21 protein-coding genes are annotated in these 25,097 nt (G+C 54.3%); 3 read left to right on the top strand and 18 right to left on the bottom strand.

Going from position 1 to position 25,097, the window contains the following annotated elements:
• Positions 1 to 2: 2 nt before the first annotated feature.
• From ftsB to cysG, 6 genes are all read right to left on the bottom strand, one after another.
• Positions 3 to 323, bottom strand: coding sequence for a cell division protein FtsB (gene ftsB, locus EC840_RS14305; protein ID WP_112287715.1), 321 nt, complete (start codon positions 321 to 323; stop codon positions 3 to 5).
• Between the two features lie 167 nt (positions 324 to 490).
• Positions 491 to 871, bottom strand: coding sequence for a DUF3561 family protein (locus tag EC840_RS14300; RefSeq protein ID WP_113877409.1), 381 nt, complete (start codon positions 869 to 871; stop codon positions 491 to 493).
• A 59-nt stretch (positions 872 to 930) separates the two neighbouring features.
• Positions 931 to 1,554, bottom strand: coding sequence for an adenylyl-sulfate kinase (gene cysC, locus EC840_RS14295; protein ID WP_132965813.1), 624 nt, complete (start codon positions 1,552 to 1,554; stop codon positions 931 to 933).
• A gap of 1 nt (position 1,555) precedes the next feature.
• A complete protein-coding gene (cysN, locus tag EC840_RS14290; RefSeq protein WP_129639253.1) occupies positions 1,556 to 2,983 on the bottom strand; it encodes a sulfate adenylyltransferase subunit CysN in 1,428 nt (475 codons plus the stop codon).
• A 13-nt stretch (positions 2,984 to 2,996) separates the two neighbouring features.
• Complete coding sequence (cysD, locus tag EC840_RS14285; protein ID WP_112287719.1) at positions 2,997 to 3,905, bottom strand: sulfate adenylyltransferase subunit CysD; 909 nt, start codon at positions 3,903 to 3,905, stop codon at positions 2,997 to 2,999.
• Between the two features lie 10 nt (positions 3,906 to 3,915).
• Entirely contained in the window at positions 3,916 to 5,340 is a 1,425-nt protein-coding gene (gene cysG / locus EC840_RS14280) for a siroheme synthase CysG (protein ID WP_132965811.1), read from the bottom strand.
• A gap of 251 nt (positions 5,341 to 5,591) precedes the next feature.
• Between cysG and EC840_RS14275 the strand changes: the two genes are divergently transcribed.
• Positions 5,592 to 6,629: an aminopeptidase gene (locus tag EC840_RS14275; protein ID WP_129639255.1), complete on the top strand. Its 1,038-nt coding sequence runs from the start codon at positions 5,592 to 5,594 to the stop codon at positions 6,627 to 6,629.
• 159 nt (positions 6,630 to 6,788) lie between these two features.
• Here the strand turns inward: EC840_RS14275 and EC840_RS14270 are convergent, their stop codons facing one another.
• The 4 genes from EC840_RS14270 to EC840_RS14255 all read right to left on the bottom strand — a co-directional run bounded on the left by EC840_RS14270 (position 6,789) and on the right by EC840_RS14255 (position 12,560).
• On the bottom strand, positions 6,789 to 7,526 hold the full coding sequence (locus tag EC840_RS14270; protein ID WP_132965809.1) for a phosphoadenylyl-sulfate reductase: 738 nt from the start codon (positions 7,524 to 7,526) through the stop codon (positions 6,789 to 6,791).
• Positions 7,527 to 7,550: 24 nt separating this feature from the next.
• Positions 7,551 to 9,302, bottom strand: a complete 1,752-nt coding sequence (cysI, locus tag EC840_RS14265; RefSeq protein ID WP_205951115.1) for an assimilatory sulfite reductase (NADPH) hemoprotein subunit — start codon at positions 9,300 to 9,302, stop codon at positions 7,551 to 7,553.
• Positions 9,303 to 9,432: 130 nt separating this feature from the next.
• Complete coding sequence (gene cysJ / locus EC840_RS14260) at positions 9,433 to 11,235, bottom strand: NADPH-dependent assimilatory sulfite reductase flavoprotein subunit (RefSeq protein WP_132965913.1); 1,803 nt, start codon at positions 11,233 to 11,235, stop codon at positions 9,433 to 9,435.
• Between the two features lie 344 nt (positions 11,236 to 11,579).
• Positions 11,580 to 12,560, bottom strand: coding sequence for a hypothetical protein (locus tag EC840_RS14255; RefSeq protein WP_132965807.1), 981 nt, complete (start codon positions 12,558 to 12,560; stop codon positions 11,580 to 11,582).
• A gap of 168 nt (positions 12,561 to 12,728) precedes the next feature.
• Between EC840_RS14255 and queD the strand changes: the two genes are divergently transcribed.
• Complete coding sequence (gene queD, locus EC840_RS14250) at positions 12,729 to 13,088, top strand: 6-carboxytetrahydropterin synthase QueD (protein WP_113877448.1); 360 nt, start codon at positions 12,729 to 12,731, stop codon at positions 13,086 to 13,088.
• 13 nt (positions 13,089 to 13,101) lie between these two features.
• On the opposite strand, the gene queE is transcribed toward queD, so the two are convergent.
• From queE to EC840_RS14235, 3 genes are all read right to left on the bottom strand, one after another.
• Positions 13,102 to 13,773, bottom strand: coding sequence for a 7-carboxy-7-deazaguanine synthase QueE (gene queE, locus EC840_RS14245; RefSeq protein ID WP_112287755.1), 672 nt, complete (start codon positions 13,771 to 13,773; stop codon positions 13,102 to 13,104).
• Positions 13,774 to 13,871: 98 nt separating this feature from the next.
• A complete protein-coding gene (locus EC840_RS14240; RefSeq protein WP_207914762.1) occupies positions 13,872 to 14,561 on the bottom strand; it encodes an N-acetylmannosamine-6-phosphate 2-epimerase in 690 nt (229 codons plus the stop codon).
• 8 nt (positions 14,562 to 14,569) lie between these two features.
• Positions 14,570 to 16,123 carry a PTS transporter subunit EIIC gene (locus EC840_RS14235; RefSeq protein WP_132965803.1) on the bottom strand — a complete coding sequence of 518 codons (1,554 nt, stop codon included), beginning with the start codon at positions 16,121 to 16,123 and terminating at the stop codon, positions 14,570 to 14,572.
• Between the two features lie 204 nt (positions 16,124 to 16,327).
• On the opposite strand from EC840_RS14235, the gene EC840_RS14230 reads away from it, so the two are divergent.
• Positions 16,328 to 17,128, top strand: a complete 801-nt coding sequence (locus EC840_RS14230) for a MurR/RpiR family transcriptional regulator (protein WP_181955568.1) — start codon at positions 16,328 to 16,330, stop codon at positions 17,126 to 17,128.
• A gap of 88 nt (positions 17,129 to 17,216) precedes the next feature.
• On the opposite strand, the gene eno is transcribed toward EC840_RS14230, so the two are convergent.
• The 5 genes from eno to rlmD form a co-directional block, all read right to left on the bottom strand.
• Complete coding sequence (eno, locus tag EC840_RS14225; RefSeq protein ID WP_112287728.1) at positions 17,217 to 18,521, bottom strand: phosphopyruvate hydratase; 1,305 nt, start codon at positions 18,519 to 18,521, stop codon at positions 17,217 to 17,219.
• A gap of 75 nt (positions 18,522 to 18,596) precedes the next feature.
• Positions 18,597 to 20,234, bottom strand: coding sequence for a CTP synthase (glutamine hydrolyzing) (gene pyrG / locus EC840_RS14220; RefSeq protein WP_013573994.1), 1,638 nt, complete (start codon positions 20,232 to 20,234; stop codon positions 18,597 to 18,599).
• A 348-nt stretch (positions 20,235 to 20,582) separates the two neighbouring features.
• On the bottom strand, positions 20,583 to 21,386 hold the full coding sequence (mazG, locus tag EC840_RS14215) for a nucleoside triphosphate pyrophosphohydrolase (protein ID WP_112287729.1): 804 nt from the start codon (positions 21,384 to 21,386) through the stop codon (positions 20,583 to 20,585).
• A gap of 78 nt (positions 21,387 to 21,464) precedes the next feature.
• Entirely contained in the window at positions 21,465 to 23,702 is a 2,238-nt protein-coding gene (gene relA / locus EC840_RS14210) for a GTP diphosphokinase (protein WP_112287730.1), read from the bottom strand.
• 9 nt (positions 23,703 to 23,711) lie between these two features.
• Positions 23,712 to 25,082 (bottom strand): 23S rRNA (uracil(1939)-C(5))-methyltransferase RlmD, encoded by a 1,371-nt coding sequence (rlmD, locus tag EC840_RS14205; RefSeq protein ID WP_132965801.1) that lies wholly within the window; start codon positions 25,080 to 25,082, stop codon positions 23,712 to 23,714.
• Positions 25,083 to 25,097: the final 15 nt, after the last annotated feature.

Here is a 25,097-nt window from a genome sequence, read left to right as displayed (position 1 = left end):
GACTATTGATTCAGGTTGTTTTGCGAAACGGTGCTGCCCGGCGCACGTTTGTTGTCAGGCACCAGACGATAGAAAGTCTCGCCGGGTTTAATCATGCCCAGTTCGTTGCGTGCGCGTTCTTCGATCGCTTCCTGACCGCCGTTTAAATCGTCGATTTCTGCGAAAAGTTGATCATTACGTGATTTCAGTTTGCCGTTATTACCTTGCTGCACCTGAACGTCATCGTTTACACGAACATAATCGTGAATACCATTCTTACCCAGCCACAGCGAATACTGTAGCCAGCCAAGTAAAATCAGTAAAAGCAGTGTTAGTTTGCCCATCCCCGCCCCCTAAAAAAGCCGGACAATCATCCCACAACTTTCCCTCTGACTCCACTGTGGCAGGGTAAATGCCGGTGAGAATCAGACTTACGCACGCAATTACGGGTGAGAATGACACAATGGGTTACATCGTGAAGGGAATTTGCAGGGAAAACCGCCAGGAAAAGTCACCAGCCAGACAGGAAAGAGAAGACTGTCCAGAACATGCCGATAACGCAGACCGCGCTGGCCAGAGAGGCTTTAAACCAGCCACCGCCAAAGAACGTGCTGAACGCAATGCCTATCAGGACGGAAACCGGCATCAGCGCCAGAAAGAACGGCCAGGTGTAGAGCAGGAAAAACAGGGTGTTGGAACCATAAACCAGAAAAGGGATCGCAAACGCCAGCCAGTAGAAGACAAACCCGATGAATCCGCCCTGCATGGAGTAGGAAGGATCTTCGTTGTCTGAGCTGTCGGTTACCGGCACCAGCACGCGTGTCCGGGGGCTGATTTCCCCGGTACGATCTTCGCGGATCCGGCTGACAAGTCTGCTGAGTAAAGCCTGCATAGGTGATCCCTGTATTTCAGTGTAAACCGGCACGCTCTGTGGCGTTTGGCCGGCAACATTCAGGGATTGATAATAGCGCGCTGGCGCATCACATCTAATAATTGAGGGACCAAATGTGTTACCAATTGTTCACCATCAAGATGCACATCCGGGGTCTGTGGTGGCTGATATTCGGAGTCAATACCGGTGAAGTTTTTCAGTTCACCCGCCCGGGCTTTCTTGTACAAACCTTTCGGATCCCGCGCCTCACAGATAGCCAGCGGCGTATCTACAAACACTTCGATAAACTGACCGTCTTCCAGCAAATCACGCACCATGTCACGCTCGGTGCGGTGCGGCGAGATAAACGCAGTCAGCACGACCTGTCCGGCATCCACCATCAGTTTTGCCACTTCACCCACGCGACGGATGTTTTCACGACGGTCATCGTCAGTGAAGCCCAGATCACGGCACAACCCGTGGCGGACGTTATCGCCATCGAGCAGATACGTGCTGACGCCCTGCGCATGCAGCGCCTGCTCCAGCGCGCCAGCGACGGTGGATTTCCCCGAGCCCGAAAGCCCGGTGAACCACAATACGGCACCGCGATGGCCATGCTGTTTTTCGCGATCTGCACGCGTAACCGCGTGCGGATGCCAGACAACATTCTCATCTTTTAACAAAGTGCTGTCTTGTGACGCCATCTTATTTGCCACCCAGCAGGTCGCGCGCGCCCCAGTGCGGGAAGTGACGACGCACCAGACTGTTCAGTTCCAGCTCAAACGCGCTGTATTTATCCGATTCCTGATAAACCTGTTCAACCGCTTCGCGCACCAGACCGGCACCGACGGTGACGTTAGTCAGGCGATCAATAAAGATCATGCCACCGGTGACCGCATTACTCTGGTAGTTATCCAGCACCAGCGGCTCGTCAAAGGCCAGTTCGACCAGGCCGATGCCGTTGAGCGGCAGGTTTTCCACCACACGCTGCGTCAGCGAGTTGATTTCCACCTGATATTCGATGTTTTCCACCCGCGCACGGGCTTTCTTGCCGCCGACTTTGATGTCGTAACTCTGGCCGACGCTCAGTGGCTGCTCCGCCATCCACACCACGTCAACTTTGGCGTTCTGCACCGGCTTAACGGTTTCTTGTGCATCCACCAGCGTGTCGCCACGGCTGATATCGCGTTCATCGGCCAGCACCAGCGTAATCGCCTCGCCAGCCCAGGCTTCCTGCAAATCGCCATCGAACGTCACAATGCGCGCCACGGTGGATTCCACACCTGAAGGCAGCACTTTAATTTTCTGACCGACACGCACGGAGCCGGATGCCAGCGTACCGGCATAACCGCGAAAATCGAGGTTTGGACGGTTCACATACTGCACCGGGAAACGCATCGGCTGCTGTTCACGGATGTTGATGATATTGACCGTTTCCAGCACGTCGAGCAGCGTCGGGCCGGTGTACCAGCTCATGTTCTCGCCTGGCGTGGCGACGTTATCGCCTTCCAGCGCAGAAAGCGGCACAAATTTGATGTCCAGATCGGTCGGCAGTTGCTGAGCGAAATCCAGATAATCCTGTTTAAACTGCTCGTAAACTGTTTCGCTGTAATCCACCAGATCCATTTTGTTGACGGCCACTACCAGATGGCGGATCCCGAGCAATGTCGCAATGAAGCTGTGGCGGCGGGTTTGATCCAGCACGCCTTTACGGGCGTCGATCAGTAAGATCGCCAGATCACAGGTCGATGCACCGGTCGCCATATTACGGGTGTACTGTTCATGCCCCGGCGTGTCGGCGATAATAAACTTACGTTTCTCGGTGGAGAAATAACGGTAAGCCACGTCGATGGTAATGCCCTGCTCGCGTTCAGCCTGCAGGCCGTCCACCAGCAAAGCCAGATCCAGTTTCTCGCCCTGCGTACCGTGGCGCTTGCTGTCGTTGTGCAAAGAAGACAGCTGATCTTCGTAGATCTGACGGGTGTCATGCAGCAGACGTCCGATCAAGGTACTTTTACCGTCATCGACGCTGCCACAAGTCAGAAAGCGCAGCAGGCTTTTGTGTTGCTGAGCGTGCAGGTAAGCTTCGACGCCGCCCTGCTCCGCGATTTGTTGTGCAATTGCGTTATTCATTAGCTGCGGCTCCTCAGAAGTACCCTTGACGCTTTTTCAGTTCCATCGAACCGGCCTGATCACGGTCGATCGCGCGTCCCTGACGTTCACTGGTGGTCGACACCAGCATTTCTTCGATGATCTCCGGCAGCGATTGCGCTTCGGATTCAACGGCACCGGTCAGCGGCCAGCAACCTAATGTGCGGAAACGCACCATTTTCTTCTCGATCACTTCGCCCGGTTGCAGATCAATACGATCGTCATCCACCATCAGCAGCATACCGTCGCGCTCCAGCACCGGACGCGGCGCGGCCAGATACAGCGGAACGATCTCGATGTTTTCCAGATAGATGTACTGCCAGATATCCAGCTCAGTCCAGTTGGAGAGCGGGAACACGCGGATGCTTTCGCCTTTGTTGATCTGGCCGTTGTAGTTGTGCCACAGCTCAGGGCGCTGGTTTTTTGGATCCCAGCGGTGGAAGCGGTCGCGGAAGGAATAAATACGCTCTTTGGCGCGGGATTTTTCTTCGTCACGACGAGCACCGCCGAAAGCCGCATCAAAACCGTGTTTGCTCAGCGCCTGCTTCAGCCCTTCGGTTTTCATGATATCGGTGTGTTTGGCGCTGCCGTGAACGAACGGGTTAATGCCCATCGCCACGCCTTCCGGGTTCTTATGCACAATCAGCTCGAAACCGTAGTTCTTCGCCGTGCGGTCACGGAATTCGTACATTTCACGGAATTTCCAGCCGGTATCCACGTGCAGCAGCGGGAACGGCAAGGTGCCCGGGAAGAAGGCTTTGCGTGCCAGATGCAGCATCACCGAGGAGTCTTTCCCGATGGAATACATCATCACCGGGTTGGCGAATTCAGCAGCCACTTCACGGATGATATGGATACTCTCCGCCTCCAGTTGCCGCAAATGAGTCAGTCGTTTTTCGTCCATAACAGATCCTTTAAGCCAAATTCACAACCGACGGGCGTTGGGTGCCGTCAGTCTCAGGATGATGCCCAAACCAGGCCAGTTGCTGATGAAGCGAAACCACTTCACCAATCACCAGTAACGCCGGTGCCGGCGCCTGTTGAGCCAGATGTTCAAGATTATCGAGTGTTCCGGTCAGCACCTGCTGGTCAGAACGCGTTCCCCGTCCGATAACGGCAACGGGCGTATTCGCTGCGCGACCATGAGCGATCAGTTGCTGGCTGATTTCAGCCGCTTTGAGCGTACCCATGTAAATCGCCAATGTTTGCTGGCCTTTCGCCAGAGTCTCCCACTGCACGCCGTTGTTTTCCGGGCGGCAATGTCCTGTGACAAATATGACGCTCTGCGCGTGGTCGCGGTGCGTCAGCGGGATCCCGGCGTAAGCCGTTGCACCCGCCGCTGCGGTCACGCCCGGCACCACCTGGAAAGGAATGCCAGCGGCCTGCACCGCCTGTAATTCTTCGCCGCCGCGACCGAAAATAAACGGGTCACCGCCTTTAAGGCGCACGACTTTTTTACCCTGCAGCGCCAGTTCGACCAGCAGACGGTTAGTTTCTTCCTGCGCGACAGAATGGCTGCCCGCACGTTTACCGACACAAATCTTGTCCGCATCACGACGCACCAGATCCAGCACTTCTTCGCTGACCAGATAGTCGTAAAGCACCACATCGGCCTGCTGCATCACCTGCAACCCGCGTAAGGTGAGCAATCCTGCATCACCCGGCCCGGCACCGACCAGCGTGACATTGCCGTTATGCGAGATGTCTTCCGCGTTTTCTAACTGTTGTTGCAGCGCCTGTTCAGCTTCTGCGAGCTTTCCCGCAGACGCGAGGCTGGCGAAACGTCCGGCGAACGCATGTTCCCAGAAACGGCGACGCGCGCGCATCGAACTGAACTGCGCTTTCACGTTTTCACGCCAGCGTCCGGCGATATCGGCCATTTGCCCGAGGCTGTTCGGCAGCAACGTTTCCAGCTTTTCACGCAGCATTCTGGCGAGCACCGGCGCTTTACCGCTTGAAGAAATCGCCACGACAATCGGCGAACGGTCGACAATCGAAGGAAAAATGAAAGAGCACTTCGGCTGGTCGTCAACCACGTTAGCCAGCACATGGCGCTGGTTCGCCTGCTCAAACACTTCAGCATTCAGCGCAGCGTCATCAGTGGCGGCAATCACCAGAAACACGTCGTCGAGTTGTTCCGGCAAAAACGCCTGTGCTGACCAGCTGACTTCAGCGGCCTGTCTGCGTTGTTCCAGCTCGGGAGAAAGTGCCTGTGCGACTATCCGTACTTGCGCACCCGCCCGCAGGAGAAGATCGATTTTGCGAGCAGCGACTTCGCCACCACCCACAACCAGCACAGGGCGTTGTTTGAGGTCGGCAAATATTGGTAGATAGTCCACAAAAGCCTTAAATGATTATCAGAATTAATAAACAAACTATACGTGCAGGGAATAATTGATCTGAAATGACGAAAAGGAATGATTAGTTACTAAATGGAATATAGCCCGACAAAAAGAGCGGTTTGGGATAACGGGAAATTGTCTAATCGCCCAGAGAATCGCATACTGTATGCCCCAGAAAGACCGCCATACGCGGCCTGTTGTTTGATTGCCTTCCGGTCGTCTTGACCAGTAAATAAGGATTTTTGGCTATGTTTTCTTTTTCACGCATGACGCGGACACTGCTGGCGCTGAGCCTGAGCTGTGCCGGTTTGGGTCATGCGCTGGCGGCTTCCGCCCCGCTTCCGGCAATGGGCTTCATCGCCAGTCAGCAAATCCGCCATATCGCGACCTATTTCCCGGGGCGCATGGCCGGCAGCCCGGCAGAACTTATCGCCGCGGAATATCTGAATCAGCAGTTCACCAAATTAGGGTATAAGAGCGATTTACGCGGATTCGATACCCGTTATCTTTACACCAGTAGCGCGGGCAAAAAGGACTGGCGGAACATTCACGCCACGTCAGTGATTGCCGCACGTGCTGGTGAAGTCCCGCAGCAAATCATCGTGATGGCGCATTTCGATACTTATGTGCCGCAAAGCGACAGCGATACCAATCACAATCTCGGCGGTTTGACCTTGCAGGGTGTCGATGACAACGCCTCAGGCGTCGGTGTGATGCTTGAGCTGGCCGAACGCATGCAGGCCATCCCGACGCATTACAGCCTGCGTTTCGTGGCGCTCAGCGCGGAAGAAACCGGCACAAAAGGCGCGGAAGATTTCGTGAACCGGATGAGTGCTGAAGAGAAGAAAAATACCCTGCTGGTGATTAACCTGAGTTCACTTATCACCGGCGACCGGTTGTATTTCAACAGCGGCACTAACACGTCGGTGGCGGTGGCGAAACTCACCCGCGTGCGGGCGCTGAATATTGCGCGCAGTCTGGGCATTCCGGCAGAAAGTCATGAAGGCGCACATTGCTGCGATGGCATCAAGGCGCTGGATGACGCGCGTCTGCCGCTGCTGAATGTCACCGCGACCAACTTTGCGCTCGGTAAGAAAGACGGCGTGCAACAACGTGCGATCACCAGCCACTTCCCGCTGGGCACCACGCGTTATCAGAGCCAGTTCGACAATCTGCAATATCTGGATAAAGCGCTGCCGGGACGCATTGAAAAACGCTCACGGGATACGGTGAAAGTGTTATTCCCGCTGCTGAAGGATCTGGCGAAACCGGCGAAACACGCCTGATTAAATATGGGGAGTTGAGACGTTAATTACAGGAATCCCCTAAATAATTCGGGTTGCAGGAAGGCGGCAAGTGAAGGTATCCCCGGGAGCATAGATTACTATGTGACCGGGGTAAGAGCGCGCAGCCAACGCATCTGCAACCCGAAGTATGACGGGGATTTATTCGTGCAGGCCGCACTCGCGTTTAAGCCCAAAGAAGCGCGTGTCTTCTTCTTTCATCCCTTCTTCCCACTTCTTCGTGGTGTGCGTGTCACCAACGGAAAGGTAGCCCTGATCCCATAACGGGTGATAGCTCAGGCCGTGTTCTTTCAGATACTGGAAGATCTGACGGTTATCCCAGTCGATGATCGGCAGGATTTTAAACACACCGCGTTGCACCGCCAGCACCGGCAGATGCGCACGGCTGCCGGATTGCTCGCGCCGCAGACCGGCGAACCAGGTCTGCACGCCGAGCGTCTGAATCGCACGATTCATCGGCTCGACTTTGTTGATGTGATTGTACTTCTCGATACCCTCGACGCCCTGCTCCCACAGTTTGCCGTAGCGCGCTTCCTGCCACGCCGCAGAATGTTCCGCGCGGAATACCTGTAAATTCAGGTTCAGCTGTTCGGTTAACGTATCGATGAACTGATAGGTTTCCGGGAACAGATAGCCGGTATCGGTCAGGATCACCGGAATGTCCGGTTTCTGCTGAGTGACTAAGTGCAGACAGACCGCCGCCTGGATGCCGAAGCTGGAAGACAGCGCGAATTCGCCGGGCATATTTTCCAGCGCCCATTGCACACGCTCCTGCGCGGACAGTTTTTCCAGGCTGACGTTAATTTCCGCCAGCGCCATAGATTGTCCGGACTTCGGCAGTTCGTTCAGTTCAGCCAGAGTAAGATTCAGCAAACTCATATTGCCTCCAGGCGGTTATCGCGCTTAGTCATAAAAGTCGCGTGCTGGATCCAGCACCGGCTTAATGATCCCGGCGCGGATCACGAAGTCACCAAAGCCTTCACCGGTTTCGCGCTCTTTCGACCAGCGTCCGACCAGTTCGTCAATGATGCTCAGGATCTCAGCATCAGAAATGTTTTCACGGTACATGCGCGGAATACGTGTTCCGGCGCGGTTACCGCCGAGGTGCAGGTTGTAGCGGTTCATCGCTTTACCCACCAGGCCAATTTCAGCCAGCAGCGCGCGTCCACAGCCGTTCGGGCAGCCTGTGACACGCAGAACAATGTGTTCATCGCCCACGCCGTGACCGTGCATGATGCCTTCTACTTTGGTCACAAACTCAGGCAGGAAACGTTCCGCTTCCGCCATCGCCAGCGGGCAGGTCGGATACGACACGCAGGCCATCGAATTTTTACGCTGCTCAGTGACGCCGTCGTCAATCAGGCCGTGATTACGCGCCAGGGTTTCGATCGCGTCTTTGTCTTTTTCAGCGACACCGGCCACGATCAGGTTCTGGTTAGCAGTAAGCCTGAAGTCGCCTTTATGGATCTTAGCAATTTCTGCCAGTCCGGTTTTCAGCGGTTTACCCGGATAATCGAGAATACGGCCATTTTCGATAAACAGCGTCAGGTGCCATTGTTTGTCGATGCCCTTTACCCAGCCGATGCGATCGCCGCGACCGGTGAATTCGTAAGGACGAACATCGCCAAACTGAATGCCTGCGCGTTTTTCAACTTCGGCTTTGAATACCGGCACACCGACGCGTTCCAGCGTGTATTTAGTTTTGGCGTTTTTACGGTTGGTGCGGTTACCCCAGTCACGCTGCGTGGTCACCACCGCTTCGGCAACAGCCAGCGTGTTCTCCAGCGGAATAAAGCCCAGTTCGCTGGCAGTACGCGCATACGTAGCTTTATCACCGTGTGCGATAGAAAGCCCGCCGCCGACCAGCACGTTGAAGCCGACCAGTTTGCCGTTATCGGCAATCGCCACGAAGTTCAGGTCGTTGGCGTGCAGGTCCACATCATTCTGCGGAGGAATAACCACCGTCGTTTTGAATTTACGTGGCAGATAGGTCGCGCCCAGGATCGGCTCTTCGTCGGTGGTTTCGACTTTTTCCTGATCCAGCCAGACTTCGGCGTAAGCGCGGGTGCGCGGCAGCAAGTGTTCGGAGATTTTCTTCGCCCACTGATACGCTTCCTGATGCAGTTCAGACTCCACCGGATTCGAGGTACACAACACGTTACGGTTAACGTCGTTGGCGGTCGCCAGTGCATCCAGACCGAGTTTATTCAGCAACTGATGCACCGGTTTTACGTTCGGTTTCAGAATGCCGTGGAACTGGAAAGTCTGACGGTTAGTAATACGGATGCTGCCGTACAGCGTGCTGTCTTCAGCAAATTTATCGATGCCCAGCCACTGCGCTGGCGTCATCACGCCGCCCGGCAAACGGCAACGCAACATCATGGCATGACGCGGTTCCAGCTTCTGCTCAGCGCGTTCCGCACGGATATCACGGTCATCCTGCTGATACATGCCGTGGAAGCGGATCAACAGGAAGTTGTCTCCGTTGAAACCACCGGTCAGACCGTCTTTTAAATCCTCAGTGATGGTGCCGCGCAGGAAATTACTTTCCTTCTTCAGGCGTTCGGCGTCAGCCAGCGGGGCATCGACGATCAACGGGCCCGGACCGGGATTGAGTTCACTCCACAACTTGTTGCTCATAATTTTTTCACTCATAACTTTATGCCCAAAATCATTCGAGTTGCAGGCAGGCGGCAACTGAAGGAATCCCGATGAGCTGACTCAAGTCAGTGATTCGGGTGACTGAAGGAAGCCAACGCCCCTGCAATTAGAAGGATGCAGGGCATTAGTAGACGTCGCGCTGGTAACGGCGATCAAGGCGCAATTCACTGAGATATTCGTCAGCAGTTTCCAGATCCATCGCACCGTATTCGGCGATGATTTCCAGTAACGCCTGCTCTACGTCTTTCGCCATACGGTTGGCATCGCCGCAGACATACACGTGCGCGCCTTCCTGCAACCACTGCCAGACTTCCGCACCCTGCTCACGCAGTTTGTCCTGTACGTACACTTTTTCTGCCTGATCGCGTGACCATGCCAGAGAGATATGTGTCAGCAGGCCGTCTTTCACGTAACGCTGCCACTCGACCTGATACAGGAAATCATCGGTAAAGTGCGGGTTGCCGAAGAACAGCCAGTTTTTGCCGGTGGCGCCGTCGTTATCACGCTGCTGAATAAAGGCGCGGAATGGCGCAATGCCGGTGCCGGGTCCTATCATAATGACCGGTGTTTCCGGACTGGCCGGCAGGCGGAAGTTGTCGTTATGTTCAATAAAGACTTTCACTTCGCCGTCTTCTTCCAGACGGTCGGCTAGATAGCCGGAAGCACCGCCGGTGCGTGCACGCCCGTCGATGTCGTAACGCACCACGCCCACCGTAATGTGTACTTCAGATTCAGTTTCCGCCTGCGAAGAGGCAATCGAATACAGACGCGGCGTCAGCGGACGCAGTAAATCCACCAGTTGCTGGGCATCCAGCTCAGTCGGCGCACGGCGTACCATGTCGGCGAACGGCACGGTCTGCGCGTATTGCTGCAACGCAGTTTTATCTGCCAGCAGACCGGTCAGATGTTCGTCGCGGCAAAGCGCGGCGTATTTCTCGATAATCGGCGTGGTGTTCTGAGTCAGCTCGATGTGATGTTGCAGCGCCTCTGAAAGTGGCAGTTTTTTATCGTTCACTTCAACGATTTCATCACCTTTCAGCCACAGCAACTCGACGATTTCCTGCACCAGTTGCGGATCGTTTTCAAACCAGATCCCCAGTGCATCGCCCGGCTGGTAACGCAGGCCGGAATCACCGAGTTCGATTTCCAGATGACGCACATCTTTGTCAGAATCACGGCCGGTAATTTTCTGATTAACAGACAGCGTCGCCGTCAGCGGCGCTTCTTTGGTGTAAGGGCTGCTGTCGACCTGATTAACACTGCCCGCCAGCGTCGGCGCGGGTTGTGCGCCAGAATCAGCCGGAACGCGCTGTTTCAGTACATCGACAATGCGCTTACGCCAGTTTTCAGCGGCTTCTTTATATTCCACATCGGCATCAACGCGATCTAACAGACGTTCTGCGCCGAGCTCACCCAGACGGGTATCAAAGTCTTTACCCGCCTGACAGAAGAATTCGTAGGACGTGTCGCCCAGTGCAAACACCGCAAAAGCGGTGTCTTTCATTTGCGGGGCTTTTTTGGATTGCAGGAATTTATGCAACGCGACCGCTTCTTCAGCCTGTTCGCCTTCGCCCTGCGTGGAGGCCACGATCAGCAACAGCTTTTCCTGACCAATTTGTTTGAATTTATAGTCACCGGCATTCACCAGGTTGACGTTAATTTTCGCAGCCGTCAGATCATCGCGTAACTGTTCCGCGACACGACGGGCGTTACCGGTTTGTGAAGCAGAAATCAGGGTGACCGACGCAGAAACCTGCACCGGTGCCGGAGCGGCCACTGCGCCCGGTTGCTGATTGACCATTCCCCAGAAATAGCCGGACAACCAGGCCATCTGAGTCGGCGAATAATCACCTATCGCCGATTGAAGGCGAGCCATTTGCTCGGGGGTCAGCGGGAGCAGTGAAATTGGAGGTGCCTGAGTCGTCATCGCGGTACGAATTCCCTTATGCAGAAGCAAGTCATCAATCCGGCCTCCGGCGGCTTATTCTGTGTGAGTTCGCGCGGGAAAGACCTTTTAGAAGATGTAGGTTAACGAGCCGGATAATAACAATTAAAGAAGTGATGGAAATAATAAATAACCAAAATGACTAAGAGGATTTAGAGGTAAGTTCTATCTGAAAAAGTGGTAAGCGAAGATTTTTATCGTACTGAAATCGCTAAAAAAAATATCATCAGTTTGTTTGTTCATCGCCAAGTCGCGGGCGCATAAAGAAAAACCCCGCCGGAGCGGGGTGATGATTTTTTTTCAGGCAGGCGTTCGCACAGACGTTTTCAGAGATGGAAAGCGTTGTGCTGCTCAAACCAGGCAAACTGCCCTGCGGCAAACACCGACATTTTACTGCCGCTGTGGCCGACATCTGACAAGTCCATAAAGTGCCAGTTAAACGGCGTGTTGTTCTGTTCGGCGCGTTGCTGCGACGTGGTGAAATAGCTTTCGGCGCGCTCCAGACGGTTGGTGCCCTGCGCCATCGCCTGTTTGGATTTACGCAGCAGGCGGTTTTCCGGATCATCATCTTCTGCACCCACGGCAATCAGCACCGGTTTGGCGAAGTAATCATTCAGTTGCTGCTGACTGACCGCGACCGGCGCTTCACGCAGACCGTAAGGCCAGCGCTGATCGGTATCCGGCAATGTCCACCAGCCTGCCGCCGCACAGACCGCCGCTTTGACATTCGGCTCCGGCAACAACGTCAGCATACGATGGACAAACTGGCAGCCCGCGCTGTTGCCAAACAGATAATATTGCTTCTGCTGAGTGATGCCCTGCTTTTGCAGCGAGGTAAACACGTTATCGACAATGCTGAACGCCCACTGAGATTTCGGCAAACGATGATGGGTTTTGCTGTCGGTCAGATTACCCAGGTTATAGCCCGCAGCGCCGGGGAAATCCTGCTCGCTGAAATGCGGCACGACCACGCGTAAATGATACTGATCGGCAACGGTCATCCAGTCATTCCGGTAGGTGGCAGCGTTACGATCCACACCCGTCATCACCATCACCACCGGCGTGGTTTCATCGGCACCGACCGGCTGATAGGTGAAAACTTCCAGCGGCTTTTTACCCCCCGCCAGAGGAATATGCATCACGCCCGACCCCTGCGGGAAAACCAGAGGGGTTTTGCCTGCCGGCGCTTTGGCGACCGGGGCTTTCGCCGCAGCCGGCGCAGCATCCTGAGCGGGTGCCGTAGTTTCAGCCTGCACGCTGGCAGAGAACAACAGCGCCAGAACAGCGCAACGAAGCACAGTAATCATTCACTATCTCAACAGGTTAGTTTCTACCGGCTCACTGTATGCCAGCAATGCGGGCGGAGTAAAGAGAGTAAAAGTCAGGATTTGGTGAAGAAAAGCGCAGTTAAGTCATGGCACGTAAGCCGGTATTCCGGTACTATGCCGCGTTTTTTCGAGCAACGAGACTGCCTCATGACCACCACATTATTTAAAGATTTTCAGTTCGAAGCCGCCCACCATTTACCGCATGTGCCTGCCGGGCATAAATGCGGACGGTTGCATGGCCACTCTTTCACCGTTCGTTTAGAAATCACCGGTGAAGTGGATCCGCATACCGGCTGGGTGATGGATTTCGCCGATCTGAAAGCCGCGTTTAATCCGACTCTGGATCGTCTCGATCACTATAATCTGAACGACATTCCGGGCTTAGAAAACCCGACCAGCGAAGTGCTGGCCGCGTGGATCTGGAACGAGATGAAACCTAAGCTGCCACTGCTCAGCGCCGTGCGCGTCAAAGAAACCTGCACAGCAGGTTGCGTATATAAAGGCTAACTCAGCATATCTCTTATGCGATGTTCAGATACTTATGTGTCTGCATTGAAAGCCGCCAGTTCCTTGCAATGCAGGTCGCAATGCACAGTCTGGTGGCTTCTTCTTTTTGACTGATTGGCTGCAGGGCAATAATCCGCGCTTTGCTGTCAGTCAGCGTTTCCAGCAGGGCATCCAGAGCGTCGATATCACGCTGACGCGCCACCGGATGTTTCACTTCATCAGCACGTTTCAATGCCTGCGGCAGAATGTCGTACCCGCCACGCATATTCACTTTCGGGGAAACGGTCACCCAGGTATTCACCGAGCAACGGACTTCATGCGTGCCGCTGGTTTCAATCTGGCAGCTGAATCCGTTCTTTTCCAGCAATGACGTCAGTTCTGTCAGGTCGTAAATGCACGGCTCGCCGCCGGTGATCACCACGTGACGCGCGGTGTAGCCTTGCTGCGCAATCACCTCGAGCAGTTGTTCGGACGTGGCATTGCCCCAGGCATCACTCTCTTCGGTTTTGACCAGAATGCGCTGCATATCGACTTCCCGATCGGCAATTTTATCCCAGGTGTGTTTGGTATCGCACCAGCTGCAACCCACAGGACAGCCTTGCAGGCGAACGAAAATCGCCGGCACGCCGGTAAAATAGCCTTCCCCTTGCAGGGTTTCGAACATCTCATTAATCGGGTACTGCATCAGTTTCTCAGTCATCTCTAAAAAAATCAGCGCGCATTATCGCAGACAACAGCCGCTGCGCCAAATACAGGCCGCAACGGGAGTGTGTGCAAAAATGTTTATGAGCGCAAAGAGCGGATGGCGTCAGTAAAGCGTTGCGTGATCTGCTGCGGGCGGGTAATTGCCCCGCCGACCACAACAGCATGCGCCCCGAGCGCTAAACATCGCGCCGCCATTTCTGGTGTATCCACGTTTCCCTCGGCAATGACAGGCGTCGTGCACTGCGCCAGCACCTGTCGCAGGAAGGCGAAATCGTCATGCCAGAGTTTGCTGCCCTGCGTTTCCTGAGTATAGCCGTGCAATGTTGTACCGATACAATCAAAGCCTAAAGCCTGTGCGTTTTGTGCTTCTTCTAAGGTCGCGATATCCGCCATCAGCAACAGGGACGGAAACTCTTTACGAATGTGTTGCACCAGCGCCGCAAGTTGCAATTCCCCCGGACGCTGATGGAACGTGGCATCCATCGCGATCATCTCTGGCGCGACGGCCATCAGCTCGCGCACTTCCTTCAGGGTCGCGGTGATATAAACATCGCTTGCCGGATAATCCCGCTTGATGATGCCGATAACCGGCAGCGGAATGGTAGCGCGAATGGCTTTCACATCAGCAACACTGTTCGCGCGGATCCCCGCTGCGCCGCCCTGCAAAGCAGCAAGCGCCATGCGGCTCATAATAAAATCGCTGTGCAGCGGTTCGTCATCCAGCGCCTGACAGGACACGATCAACTGTCCCCTGACGGTCGTTAACATTGACTGGTTCATACTCCCAACATCTCCTCAATTTCATTTTTAATAATCGTCACGTGCGGTCCGTAAATGACCTGAATGCCGTTTCCGCGTATCAGCACGGCTCGCGCCCCGCTCGATTTCAGCTTGTTTTCATCGACTCCGGCGGCCTGATGGACGCTGATACGCAACCGCGTTGCACAGCAATCCAGCTCCGCGATATTGGCCGCCCCGCCCAGTGCGTCGATAATGAGTCCGGCGCGATCGGTCACCACGCTATCCTGCTGAACGTCAGCCTCATCACGTCCCGGCGTTTTGAAGTTGAAGCGCCTGATGAGATAACGGAAAGAGAAGTAATAAAGGGCAAACCACGGCACACCGACCAGCGGGACGTACATCCAGTGCGTTTTGCTTTCGCCCTGTAAAACCCCGAACAGGATGAAGTCGATAAAGCCGCCGGAGAAAGTCTGTCCGATGGTGATCTGCAAAATGTGGGCAATCATGAACGCCAGACCGTCGAACACCGCATGCAGGACATACAGCATCGGCGCGACAAACAGGAACGAGAACTCGATGGGTTCGGTGATCCCGGTCAGGAAGGAAGTCAGTGCCGCCGACAGCAACAGCCCGGCGACGCGCTTTTTATTCTCAGGCCGCGCCGTGTGGTACATCGCCAGACACGCGCCCACCAGACCAAACATCATGGTAATGAAGCGCCCGGACATAAACCGTGAAGTGCCGATATAAAACTGCTGCGTATTGGGATCTGCCAGCTGGGCAAAGAAGATCCGCTGCGTGCCTTCCACCAGATGCCCGTTGACCACGTCGGTGCCACCGAGTGCGGTGGTCCAGAAAGGCAGATAAAAAATATGATGCAGGCCGAACGGGCCGAGCATACGCAGCACAAAACCGTAAATGAAGGTGCCGAGGTATCCCGTCGCATCCACCAGCCCGCCCATGCCAAAAATCACTTTCTGGAAGTGTGGCCAGATGAAGAACATTACCGCTCCGACGACAATAGCCGCGACGGAGCTGATGATCGGCACAAAACGGGAACCGCCAAAAAAGCCGAGAAACTGCGGTAATTCGATTTTGTTATAGCGCTGATGCAACCACCACGTCACGAGCCCAGTCACCACGCCGCCGAACACGCCGGTTTCCAGCGTCTGGATGCCCAGCGCCATTCCCTGTCCTGCGGCACTGAGATTAGTCGTGGCAAGCTGCCCTTTGAGGATCAGGATGGCGTTGATGGTGGCGTTCATCACCAGATAGCCGAGCAACGCGGACAAGCCCGCAGTTCCTTTATCACTGCGCGCCAGTCCGACGGCGACGCCAACGGCAAACAGCACCGCCAGATTGGCAAAGACGATCGAACCTGCACTGGCCATGACGGTGAATATCGCCTGCAAGACCGGGATATTTAAAAACGGATACGCCGCCAGCGTATTAGGGTTAGAAAGCGCCCCGCCAATTCCCAGCAGCAATCCGGCTGCAGGCAAAATAGCGATGGGCAACATGAATGACTTGCCAAACTTCTGGGCTCTTTCGAACCATGCCCCGCCCCCTGAACCATTAAATATCGACATGAGATGACTCCGCGTTGTGTTGTTGTGATAATTATTTTCACCACACTATATAATTAAAATAATAATTACCATCAAATGCACGGCGTTATCCATACGGAATTCTTCTGGCGTTAACTGCGTCACATCAGCCAAACTAGTCAGGTCAATTATTCTGAGGAGAGCCGAGTGAGTCAGACCAAGGAAACAGGCACGCTGTTACTGCGAATGCGTCAGGGGCTGGAGAATTACAGTCCGACTCTGCATAAACTGGGCAGCTATGTACTCGAGCAGCCACAGCGCGTGCTTTACCTGACCATCACTGAGCTGGCGCGTGAGAGTGATACCAGTGAAGCCAGCGTCACGCGGCTTTGTCGCCAGCTGGGTTGCAAAGGGTTTACCGAATTTAAGATGGGCCTGGCGCTGGAGACGCGGCAAAATCCGTCGTCACCAGCGGCACAAGGAAATGACGACGTTCAGACGCTGATTGAAGACAGCATCACCGCGCTGCGTGATACCGGAAAACTGCTCGACCGTCAGGTGCTGGCGGACGCGGCATCGCACATTCATCACGCGCGCTCCGTTCAGGTGTATGGTGTCGCGGCCAGCGCGATCGTCGCGGACTATCTGGGCTATAAATTGCTGCGTCTGGGCAAAACGTCGCAGTGTTTCGCCGATATGCACCGCGCAGCGATGAATGCCGTGAGTCTGGACGACCGGGATATTGTGGTGGTGATTTCCAGCTCAGGTTCAACGAAAGATGTGCTGCACGCTGCCGCACTGGCGAAGCGTCAGGGCACCACCGTTATCGGCATCAGTAATACGCTGCGCAGTCCGCTTTCCTCGCTGGCCGATATTTTACTGGTGGCTGCCAAACCCGAAGGTCCGCTGACGGCGGGATTACTGACGTCAAAAGTTGGCGGGATGTTACTGGTGGAATTACTGATCAATCAGCTGTTAACGCACTCCCCGGATTATCTGCAGGCCAGCGAACACAGTGCGAGCGCCACGCTTTCTTTATTGCTGTAAGCCGATGACATCCGCATCTTTCCCTGAATTGCGGACATAAAAAAACCCGCCGGAGCGGGTTTTTTAAGAAAGCGTTACGGGGCAGTAATTACTGACCTTTAACTTCTTTCAGACCGTTGAACGGAGCAGGAGTACCCGCAGCCGCCAGCGCTTCTTCGATACGGATCAGCTGGTTGTATTTAGCAACACGATCAGAACGGCTCATTGAACCGGTTTTGATCTGGCCAGCAGCAGTACCTACAGCCAGGTCAGCGATGGTCGCATCTTCAGTTTCGCCTGAACGGTGAGAGATAACGGCAGTGTAGCCAGCGTCTTTCGCCATTTTGATCGCAGCCAGAGTTTCGGTCAGAGAACCGATCTGGTTGAATTTGATCAGGATGGAGTTAACGATGCCTTTGTCGATACCTTCTTTCAGGATCTTGGTGTTGGTAACGAACAGATCGTCACCTACCAGCTGGATTTTGTCGCCCAGAACTTTAGTCTGGTAAGCAAAGCCAGTCCAGTCAGACTCGTCCAGACCGTCTTCGATAGACACGATTGGGTACTGTTTAGTCAGGTCTTCCAGGAAGTGAGTGAACTCTTCAGAAGTGAACGCTTTGTTGCCTTCGCCAGCCAGAACGTATTTGCCATCTTTGTAGAACTCAGATGCCGCACAGTCCATCGCCAGAGTGATGTCTTTACCCAGTTCATAGCCAGCAGCTTTAACCGCTTCAGCGATAACAGCCAGAGCTTCTGCGTTAGAACCCAGGTTTGGCGCGTAGCCACCTTCGTCACCAACAGCAGTACCCATGCCTTTAGATTTCAGAACTTTAGCCAGGGTGTGGAACACTTCAGAACCCATACGGATGGCTTCTTTCAGCGTTTTAGCGCCAACAGGCTGGATCATGAACTCTTGAATATCAACGTTGTTATCAGCGTGTTCGCCGCCGTTGATGATGTTCATCATAGGCAGTGGCATAGAGTATTTGCCTGGGGTGCCGTTCAGTTCTGCGATGTGAGCGTACAGTGGCAGACCTTTAGAAGCAGCAGCCGCTTTAGCAGCAGCCAGGGAAACAGCCAGAATCGCGTTAGCACCGAAGTTAGATTTGTTTTCAGTACCGTCCAGGTCGATCATGATTTTATCGATGTTAGCCTGGTCTTTCGCGTCTTTACCGGTTACAGCCTGAGCAATAGGACCGTTAACCGCAGCAACGGCTTTCAGTACGCCTTTGCCCAGAAAACGGGATTTGTCACCGTCACGCAGTTCCAGCGCTTCGCGGGAACCGGTAGAAGCACCAGATGGCGCAGCAGCCAGACCAACAAAACCACCTTCCAGATGAACTTCAGCTTCTACGGTCGGGTTACCACGGGAGTCGATGATTTCACGGCCGATAACTTTAACGATTTTAGACATTAAGATTTCCTCAGTACAAGTTAACTAAAGCTTCAGACAAGAGATGCGCCAGTGGCGCATCTCTTCCCCGGTATTTTATTTTACCTGACGCTTCTGATACTCACCGGCAGCCTTCACAAAGCCTGCAAACAACGGATGACCATCACGCGGCGTTGACGTAAATTCTGGATGGAACTGGCAAGCCACAAACCACGGATGGTTAGGCAGCTCGATGATTTCCACCAATTGCTTATCGCCAGAGCGACCGGCTACGCGTAAACCTGCGGCTTCGATTTGTTTGAGCAGCATATTGTTCACTTCGTAACGGTGACGATGGCGTTCAACTATTGTCGGCTCGCCGTACATCTCACGAACCAGGCTACCGTCGTTCAGGTGGCATTGCTGCCCGCCTACACGCATGGTACCGCCTAAATCACTGTCTTCGGAACGTACTTCGACGTTACCTTCTTCATCACGCCATTCGGTGATAAGTGCAACCACCGGGAACTTACAGTCTGGCACAAATTCGGTGGAGTTGGCGTTCTCCATACCCGCAACGTTACGGGCGAACTCAATCAGTGCAACCTGCATACCCAGACAAATGCCCAGATAAGGGATGTTGTTTTCACGTGCATAGCGCGCCGTCGCTACTTTCCCTTCTACACCACGGTAGCCGAAGCCGCCCGGGATAAGGATCGCGTCCAGGCCTTTCAGCACTTCGACACCACGGGTTTCGACATCCTGAGAGTCGATAAGTTTAATGTTCACGGTCAGACGATTTTTCAGGCCGCCGTGTTTGAGCGCTTCAATCACAGATTTATAGGCATCTGGCAGCTCAATGTACTTACCAACCATACCGATGGTGACTTCGCCGCCCGGATTGGCTTCTTCGTAAACAACCTGTTCCCATTCGGACAAGTTAGCTTCCGGCGCGTTGATGCTGAAACGTTTACAAATATAGTCGTCGAGACCCTGAGATTTCAATAGGGCCGGGATTTTATAAATAGAATCAACATCTTTAAGAGAAATAACTGCTTTTTCCGGCACGTTACAGAACAGTGCGATTTTCGCACGTTCGTTGGCTGGCACTGCGCGGTCTGAACGGCAGATCAGCACGTCTGGCTGGATACCGATAGACAGCAGTTCTTTTACAGAGTGCTGGGTCGGTTTGGTTTTCACTTCACCGGCAGCAGCCATGTAAGGCACCAGCGTCAGGTGCATGTACAGCGTGTGCTCGCGGCCCACTTCCACTGCCATCTGACGAATTGCTTCCAGGAACGGCAGGGATTCGATATCACCGACAGTACCGCCAATTTCAACCAGCACGACATCGTGGCCTTCGCCGCCTTCAATGATGCGTTCTTTGATGTTGTTGGTAATGTGCGGGATAACCTGAATAGTTGCACCGAGATAATCGCCACGGCGCTCTTTGCGCAGCACGTCGGAATAAATACGGCCCGTGGTGAAGTTGTTGCGGCGGGTCATCTTGGTGCGGATGAAACGCTCGTAGTGACCCAGATCGAGATCGGTTTCAGCGCCATCTTCGGTAACGAAGACTTCGCCGTGTTGAGTTGGGCTCATCGTACCCGGATCCACGTTGATATACGGGTCCAGTTTCATGATGGTCACGTTGAGGCCACGGGCTTCGAGAATAGCCGCCAGGGAGGCTGCGGCAATGCCTTTACCCAGAGAGGATACGACCCCGCCGGTCACAAAAATATAATTAGTTGTCATGCTGAACCTGAGAGGTTAGGTTTAAAGATGATGGAGTAACCAAGACGGGAAAACAGTATACCGGAACCTTGTGTGCGCCACAAATAAACGTTTTGCTGTCCATCATCGTTTTCCTTAGCGTCAGTTCAGAAGGGTTAACCCTGCCAGCCCTTTTCTTTCATTCTTTCAAAAACAATCAGTTAACTTCAGAAAAGTGCTGAGTTGCTCGCATGAACCACTAAAACATCTTAGATATCAATTTGTTGAACTTTACTGCTCTCAGATCAGCCGGTTAAGCACTGAATGACACTGAGCTTAACCGTTTCAGCAGATCCAGATCTTGTTTCCGATCAAAGTCGGAGAGCTAACTCAGGCTTCCGATTTTTTCACCTGCTGCCAGGCGTCTTCCATCTGCTCAAGTGTAGCTTCTTCCATGTTTAAGCCTTTCCCGCGGATAATCTCTTCAACATGCCGGAAACGACGCTCAAACTTGCGGTTGGCGGCCTGCAGCGCATCTTCGGCTTTATGGCCCAAATGACGGGAAAGATTCACCGTCGCGAACAGCAGATCACCGATTTCCTCACCGAGCTTTTCTTCGTCGATAACTGCCTGACGCGCTTCAAACATCACTTCGTCGATTTCTTCATACACTTTGTCGAGCACCGGCCCGAGCGTGGTCCAGTCAAAACCAACATTCGAACAGCGTTTCTGAATTTTGTGCGCTTTCATCAGGGCAGGCAGTGCGGAAGGAATGTCATCCAGCGCCGAATGCAGGGATTTCTCCGCCCGCTCCTGCGCCTTACGCGCTTCCCATTTCACCAGCACATCTTTGCTGCTGGCGTCTTTCGACCACGCCGCTTCAGTGCCAAAAATTTGCGGATGGCGGCGCTCTAATTTGTCTGAAATGGCATTGCAGATGTCGTCAAACTCAAACAGACCCTGCTCGCTGCCCATCTGCGCGTAAAACACCACCTGAAACAGCAGATCACCCAGTTCGTCGCGCACATCGTCGTAATCTTTACGGGCGATGGCGTCCAGCACTTCGTAGGTTTCTTCCAGCGTGTACGGGGCAATGGTGTCAAAAGTTTGCTCTTTATCCCACGGGCAACCGGCTTGCGGATCACGCAGGGTTTTCATAATGGTGAGCAGGCGTTGCAAAGAAGAATCGGTCATGGGATCTGTCCGTTTTAAAATAGAGGAGTCAACAACATAAAAGAAAAGGCCCGACTGGCGGGCCTTATAAGCGTTTGATCAACTGCCGTGAAGTCGCTTGGCTTCAATCACATCCGGCAACTGGTTCAGTTTGGCGATCACGCGTCCCAGCACCTGCGGGTTGTAGATTTCGATATCCATATCGATAGTCGCCAGTTGCTGACGTGTATCGCTGCGGCTGGCAACGCCAAGCACGTTCACTTTTTCGTTAGCCAGAATGGTGGTGATATCACGCAGCAGGCCGCTGCGGTCGTTGGCCACCACGCGCACTACCAGCGAATAACCGCTGGAGTAGCTTTCGCCCCACACGGCGTCTACCACGCGTTCCGGCGCATTCGAGCGTAAATCTTCCAGCTGATCACAGTCGGCACGATGGATTGAAATCCCGCGCCCCTGAGTGATGTAACCGACGATCTCATCGCCAGGAATCGGCTGGCAGCAACGCGCAATGTGGTGCATCAGATTACCGACGCCTTCGACGACGACGCGACCATTGTCTTTGGTACGGGTCGGTGGCGGCGTGGTTTTCTGCGTCAGCTGGCGCAGCGCTTCTTTATCCAGTTCTTCCGCACTCGGCTTTTTCAACTGAGATTGCAGGAAGTTGACCATCTGATTGATGCGGATATCGCCGTTACCGATGGCCGCCAGCACTTCATCCAGCGAGTTGACGTTGTAGCGTGGCAACAGCAGTTTTTCGGCATCTTTGATGCTGATATCCAGTCTGTCCAGCTCGTCATCGAGGATTTGTTTACCGGCAATAATGTTCTTATCGCGATCCTGTTTACGGAACCAGTTTTGGATTTTCGAACGCCCGCGGCTGGTCGTGACATAACCGAGACTCGGGTTCAGCCAGTCACGGCTTGGGTTCGCGTGCTTCTGGGTGATAATTTCAATCTGATCGCCCATCTGCAACTGGTAGGTAAACGGCACGATACGCCCGCCAATTTTCGCCCCGATACACCGGTGACCGACATCGCTGTGGATGTGGTACGCGAAGTCGAGCGGCGTGGAGCCCATCGGCAGATCGATAACGTCGCCTTTTGGCGTAAACACGTACACGCGGTCGTCAAAGACCTGGCTGCGCACTTCGTCGAGCATTTCGCCCGAATCGGCCATTTCTTCCTGCCACGCGATAAGTTTGCGCAGCCAGGCAATGCGCCCCTCGTAGCCACCGCTGCGGCCACCGGCCACGGCAGTGCCTTCTTTGTATTTCCAGTGCGCGGCGACGCCCAGTTCGGCATCTTCATGCATCTGGCGGGTACGGATCTGCACTTCCAGCGTTTTGCCGCGCGGCCCTAACACCACGGTGTGAATCGACTGATAACCGTTCGGTTTCGGGTTGGCGACGTAATCGTCAAACTCATCCGGCAGATGGCGGAAATGGGTATGTACAATCCCTAAGGCGGCGTAGCAATCCTGCAAACGTTCCACCACGATACGCACGGCGCGCACGTCGAAGAGTTCGTCGAAGGACAGAGATTTTTTCTGCATCTTGCGCCAGATGCTGTAGATATGTTTCGGGCGGCCATAGACATCAACTTTGATGCCCTCTTCCGCCATCGCATTTTTAACCGTCGAGACAAAATCGTCGATGTACTGCTCACGGTCGATACGACGTTCGTGCAGCAGTTTGGCGATGCGTTTGTATTCGTCAGGATGCAGATAACGGAAGCAGAAATCTTCCAGCTCCCATTTCAGCTGGCCGATACCCAGACGGTTGGCCAGCGGTGCGTAGATGTTGGTACATTCTTTCGCCGCCAGAACGCGTTCTTCTTCCGGCGCATCTTTTACTTCGCGCAGGTGCGCGATACGTTCGGCAAGTTTCAGCACCACGCAGCGGAAATCTTCCACCATCGCCAGCAGCATTCGGCGGACGTTGTCCACCTGCTCGGAGGCCATGGAGTCATTTTGCGTGGCTTTCAGCTGGCGGATGGCGTCCATATCGCGCACGCCGTGCACCAGATCGGTGATGCCTTTGCCGAACTGTTGGGTCAGGGTATCTTCATCGATGATGCCGTCATCAACCAGCGGGAACAGCAGCGCCGCGCGCATACTGTCGTTATCCATACTGAGGGTCGAGAGGATTTCAACCATCTCGAGGCCGCGCCACAGCAGCAGCGAGGCGTCAGGATGGCCCTGCGTTTGTTGCTCGCAGTAGCGCCAGGTTTCGGCTAAACGCTCACATGATTGCTGGCTGGACAGTCCTAAACTGTTGATCCAGTCGTCGAGTGCGAACTCGCCAGCTGTGTTCAGATGTGCACTTCTTACCGCAACCATACCCTCTCCCTACGTTTCTGACACAACGCCTGTGTCAGACGGGTTGATAAACAGAGCCATCGATTCAAGGTGCCCGGTGTGCGGAAACATATCCAGCATACGTACCTGAGCCAATCGATAGCCCGCCTCCAACAAAATTTTACTGTCCCGCGCCAATGTTGTGGGGTTGCATGACACATACACCACACGCGCCGGGGCCAGCTTAACGATATGCGCCATCACGCCAGCAGCGCCGCCCCGGGCCGGATCCAGCAAGATTTTATTGAAACCTTGCGCCGCCCAGGGTTGTTTACTGACATCATCTTCCAGATTCTCGTGGAAGAAAGAGGCATTTTCCAAGCCATTATTTCGGGCATTATCTTGCCCATTCGCCACCAGTGTAGCAACACCTTCGACGCCGACAACCTGCTTAGCTCTTTTTGCCAGCGGAAGAGTGAAATTCCCCATCCCGCAGAACAAATCCAGCACGCGATCTTCCGGCGTCAGTTCCAGCCATTGCAAGGCCTGTGCCACCATTTGCTGGTTAACCGCGTCATTCACCTGAATAAAATCGCGCGGACCAAATTTCAGATTCAGACCGTCAATCTGATAATCAGGTGTTTCACCGCATAAACGTTCCAGCGTATCGCTGTCAGGCGCCAGGAAAATCGTCAGCTGATGTTGTGCGGCAAAGGTGGTCAGGCGTGCGCGATCGGCTTCACTGAGCGGTTCAAGGTGGCGCAGTACCAGCAACGGACCGTTATCCGCCAGCACCAGTTCCAGATGCCCGAGACGTTTTGCCGCCGACAACGACGACAGACATTCCTGCACCGGCACCAGCAGTTGCTCCAGTTCAGGCCGCAGAACAGGACATTTAGTGATGGCCACCAGATCGTTTGAGCCTTCCTGACGGAAACCCATCACCAGCGGACCGTTCGCCGTTCCCGCTTTACGCCCCGGTTTAACGCCGGCGATTTGTAATCCCAGACGCGCGCGACGGCGGTAACCGTATTGCGGACCGGCAATCACCGGCTGAGGATCCGCCTGAACGCCGGTTTCCCGCGAAATCAGGCGCAGCAGTGATGCCGATTTGCTGCTCTGTTGCAGCGCCTCACTGGCATGTTGTTGCTGACAACCGCCGCAGACCGAATAGTGCGGACAAACCGGTTTCACACGATCGGCGCTGGTGGTCAGCAAACGTTTCAGCCGCCCTTTGGCGTACTTACTTTTATCTTCTGTTAAAGTGACTTCTGCCTGTTCACCGGGCAGTAAACCACTGACAAACACGGCTTTGCCGTTGTGGCGCGCCACACCCTGCCCGAAAGCATCAAGGTCGGTCGCGGTCACAGTTATCGTTTGCCGGGTCGTCACGCGGCGGTTCGGAGAGTAGAATTGAGCCATTATTGTCGATTACAC

Source organism: Rahnella sp. JUb53, from assembly GCF_004346065.1.
Taxonomy (GTDB): domain Bacteria; phylum Pseudomonadota; class Gammaproteobacteria; order Enterobacterales; family Enterobacteriaceae; genus Rahnella; species Rahnella variigena.
The sequence above is the reverse complement of the archived record's forward strand: the minus strand, read 5'-3'. Positions and strand labels throughout refer to the sequence as shown.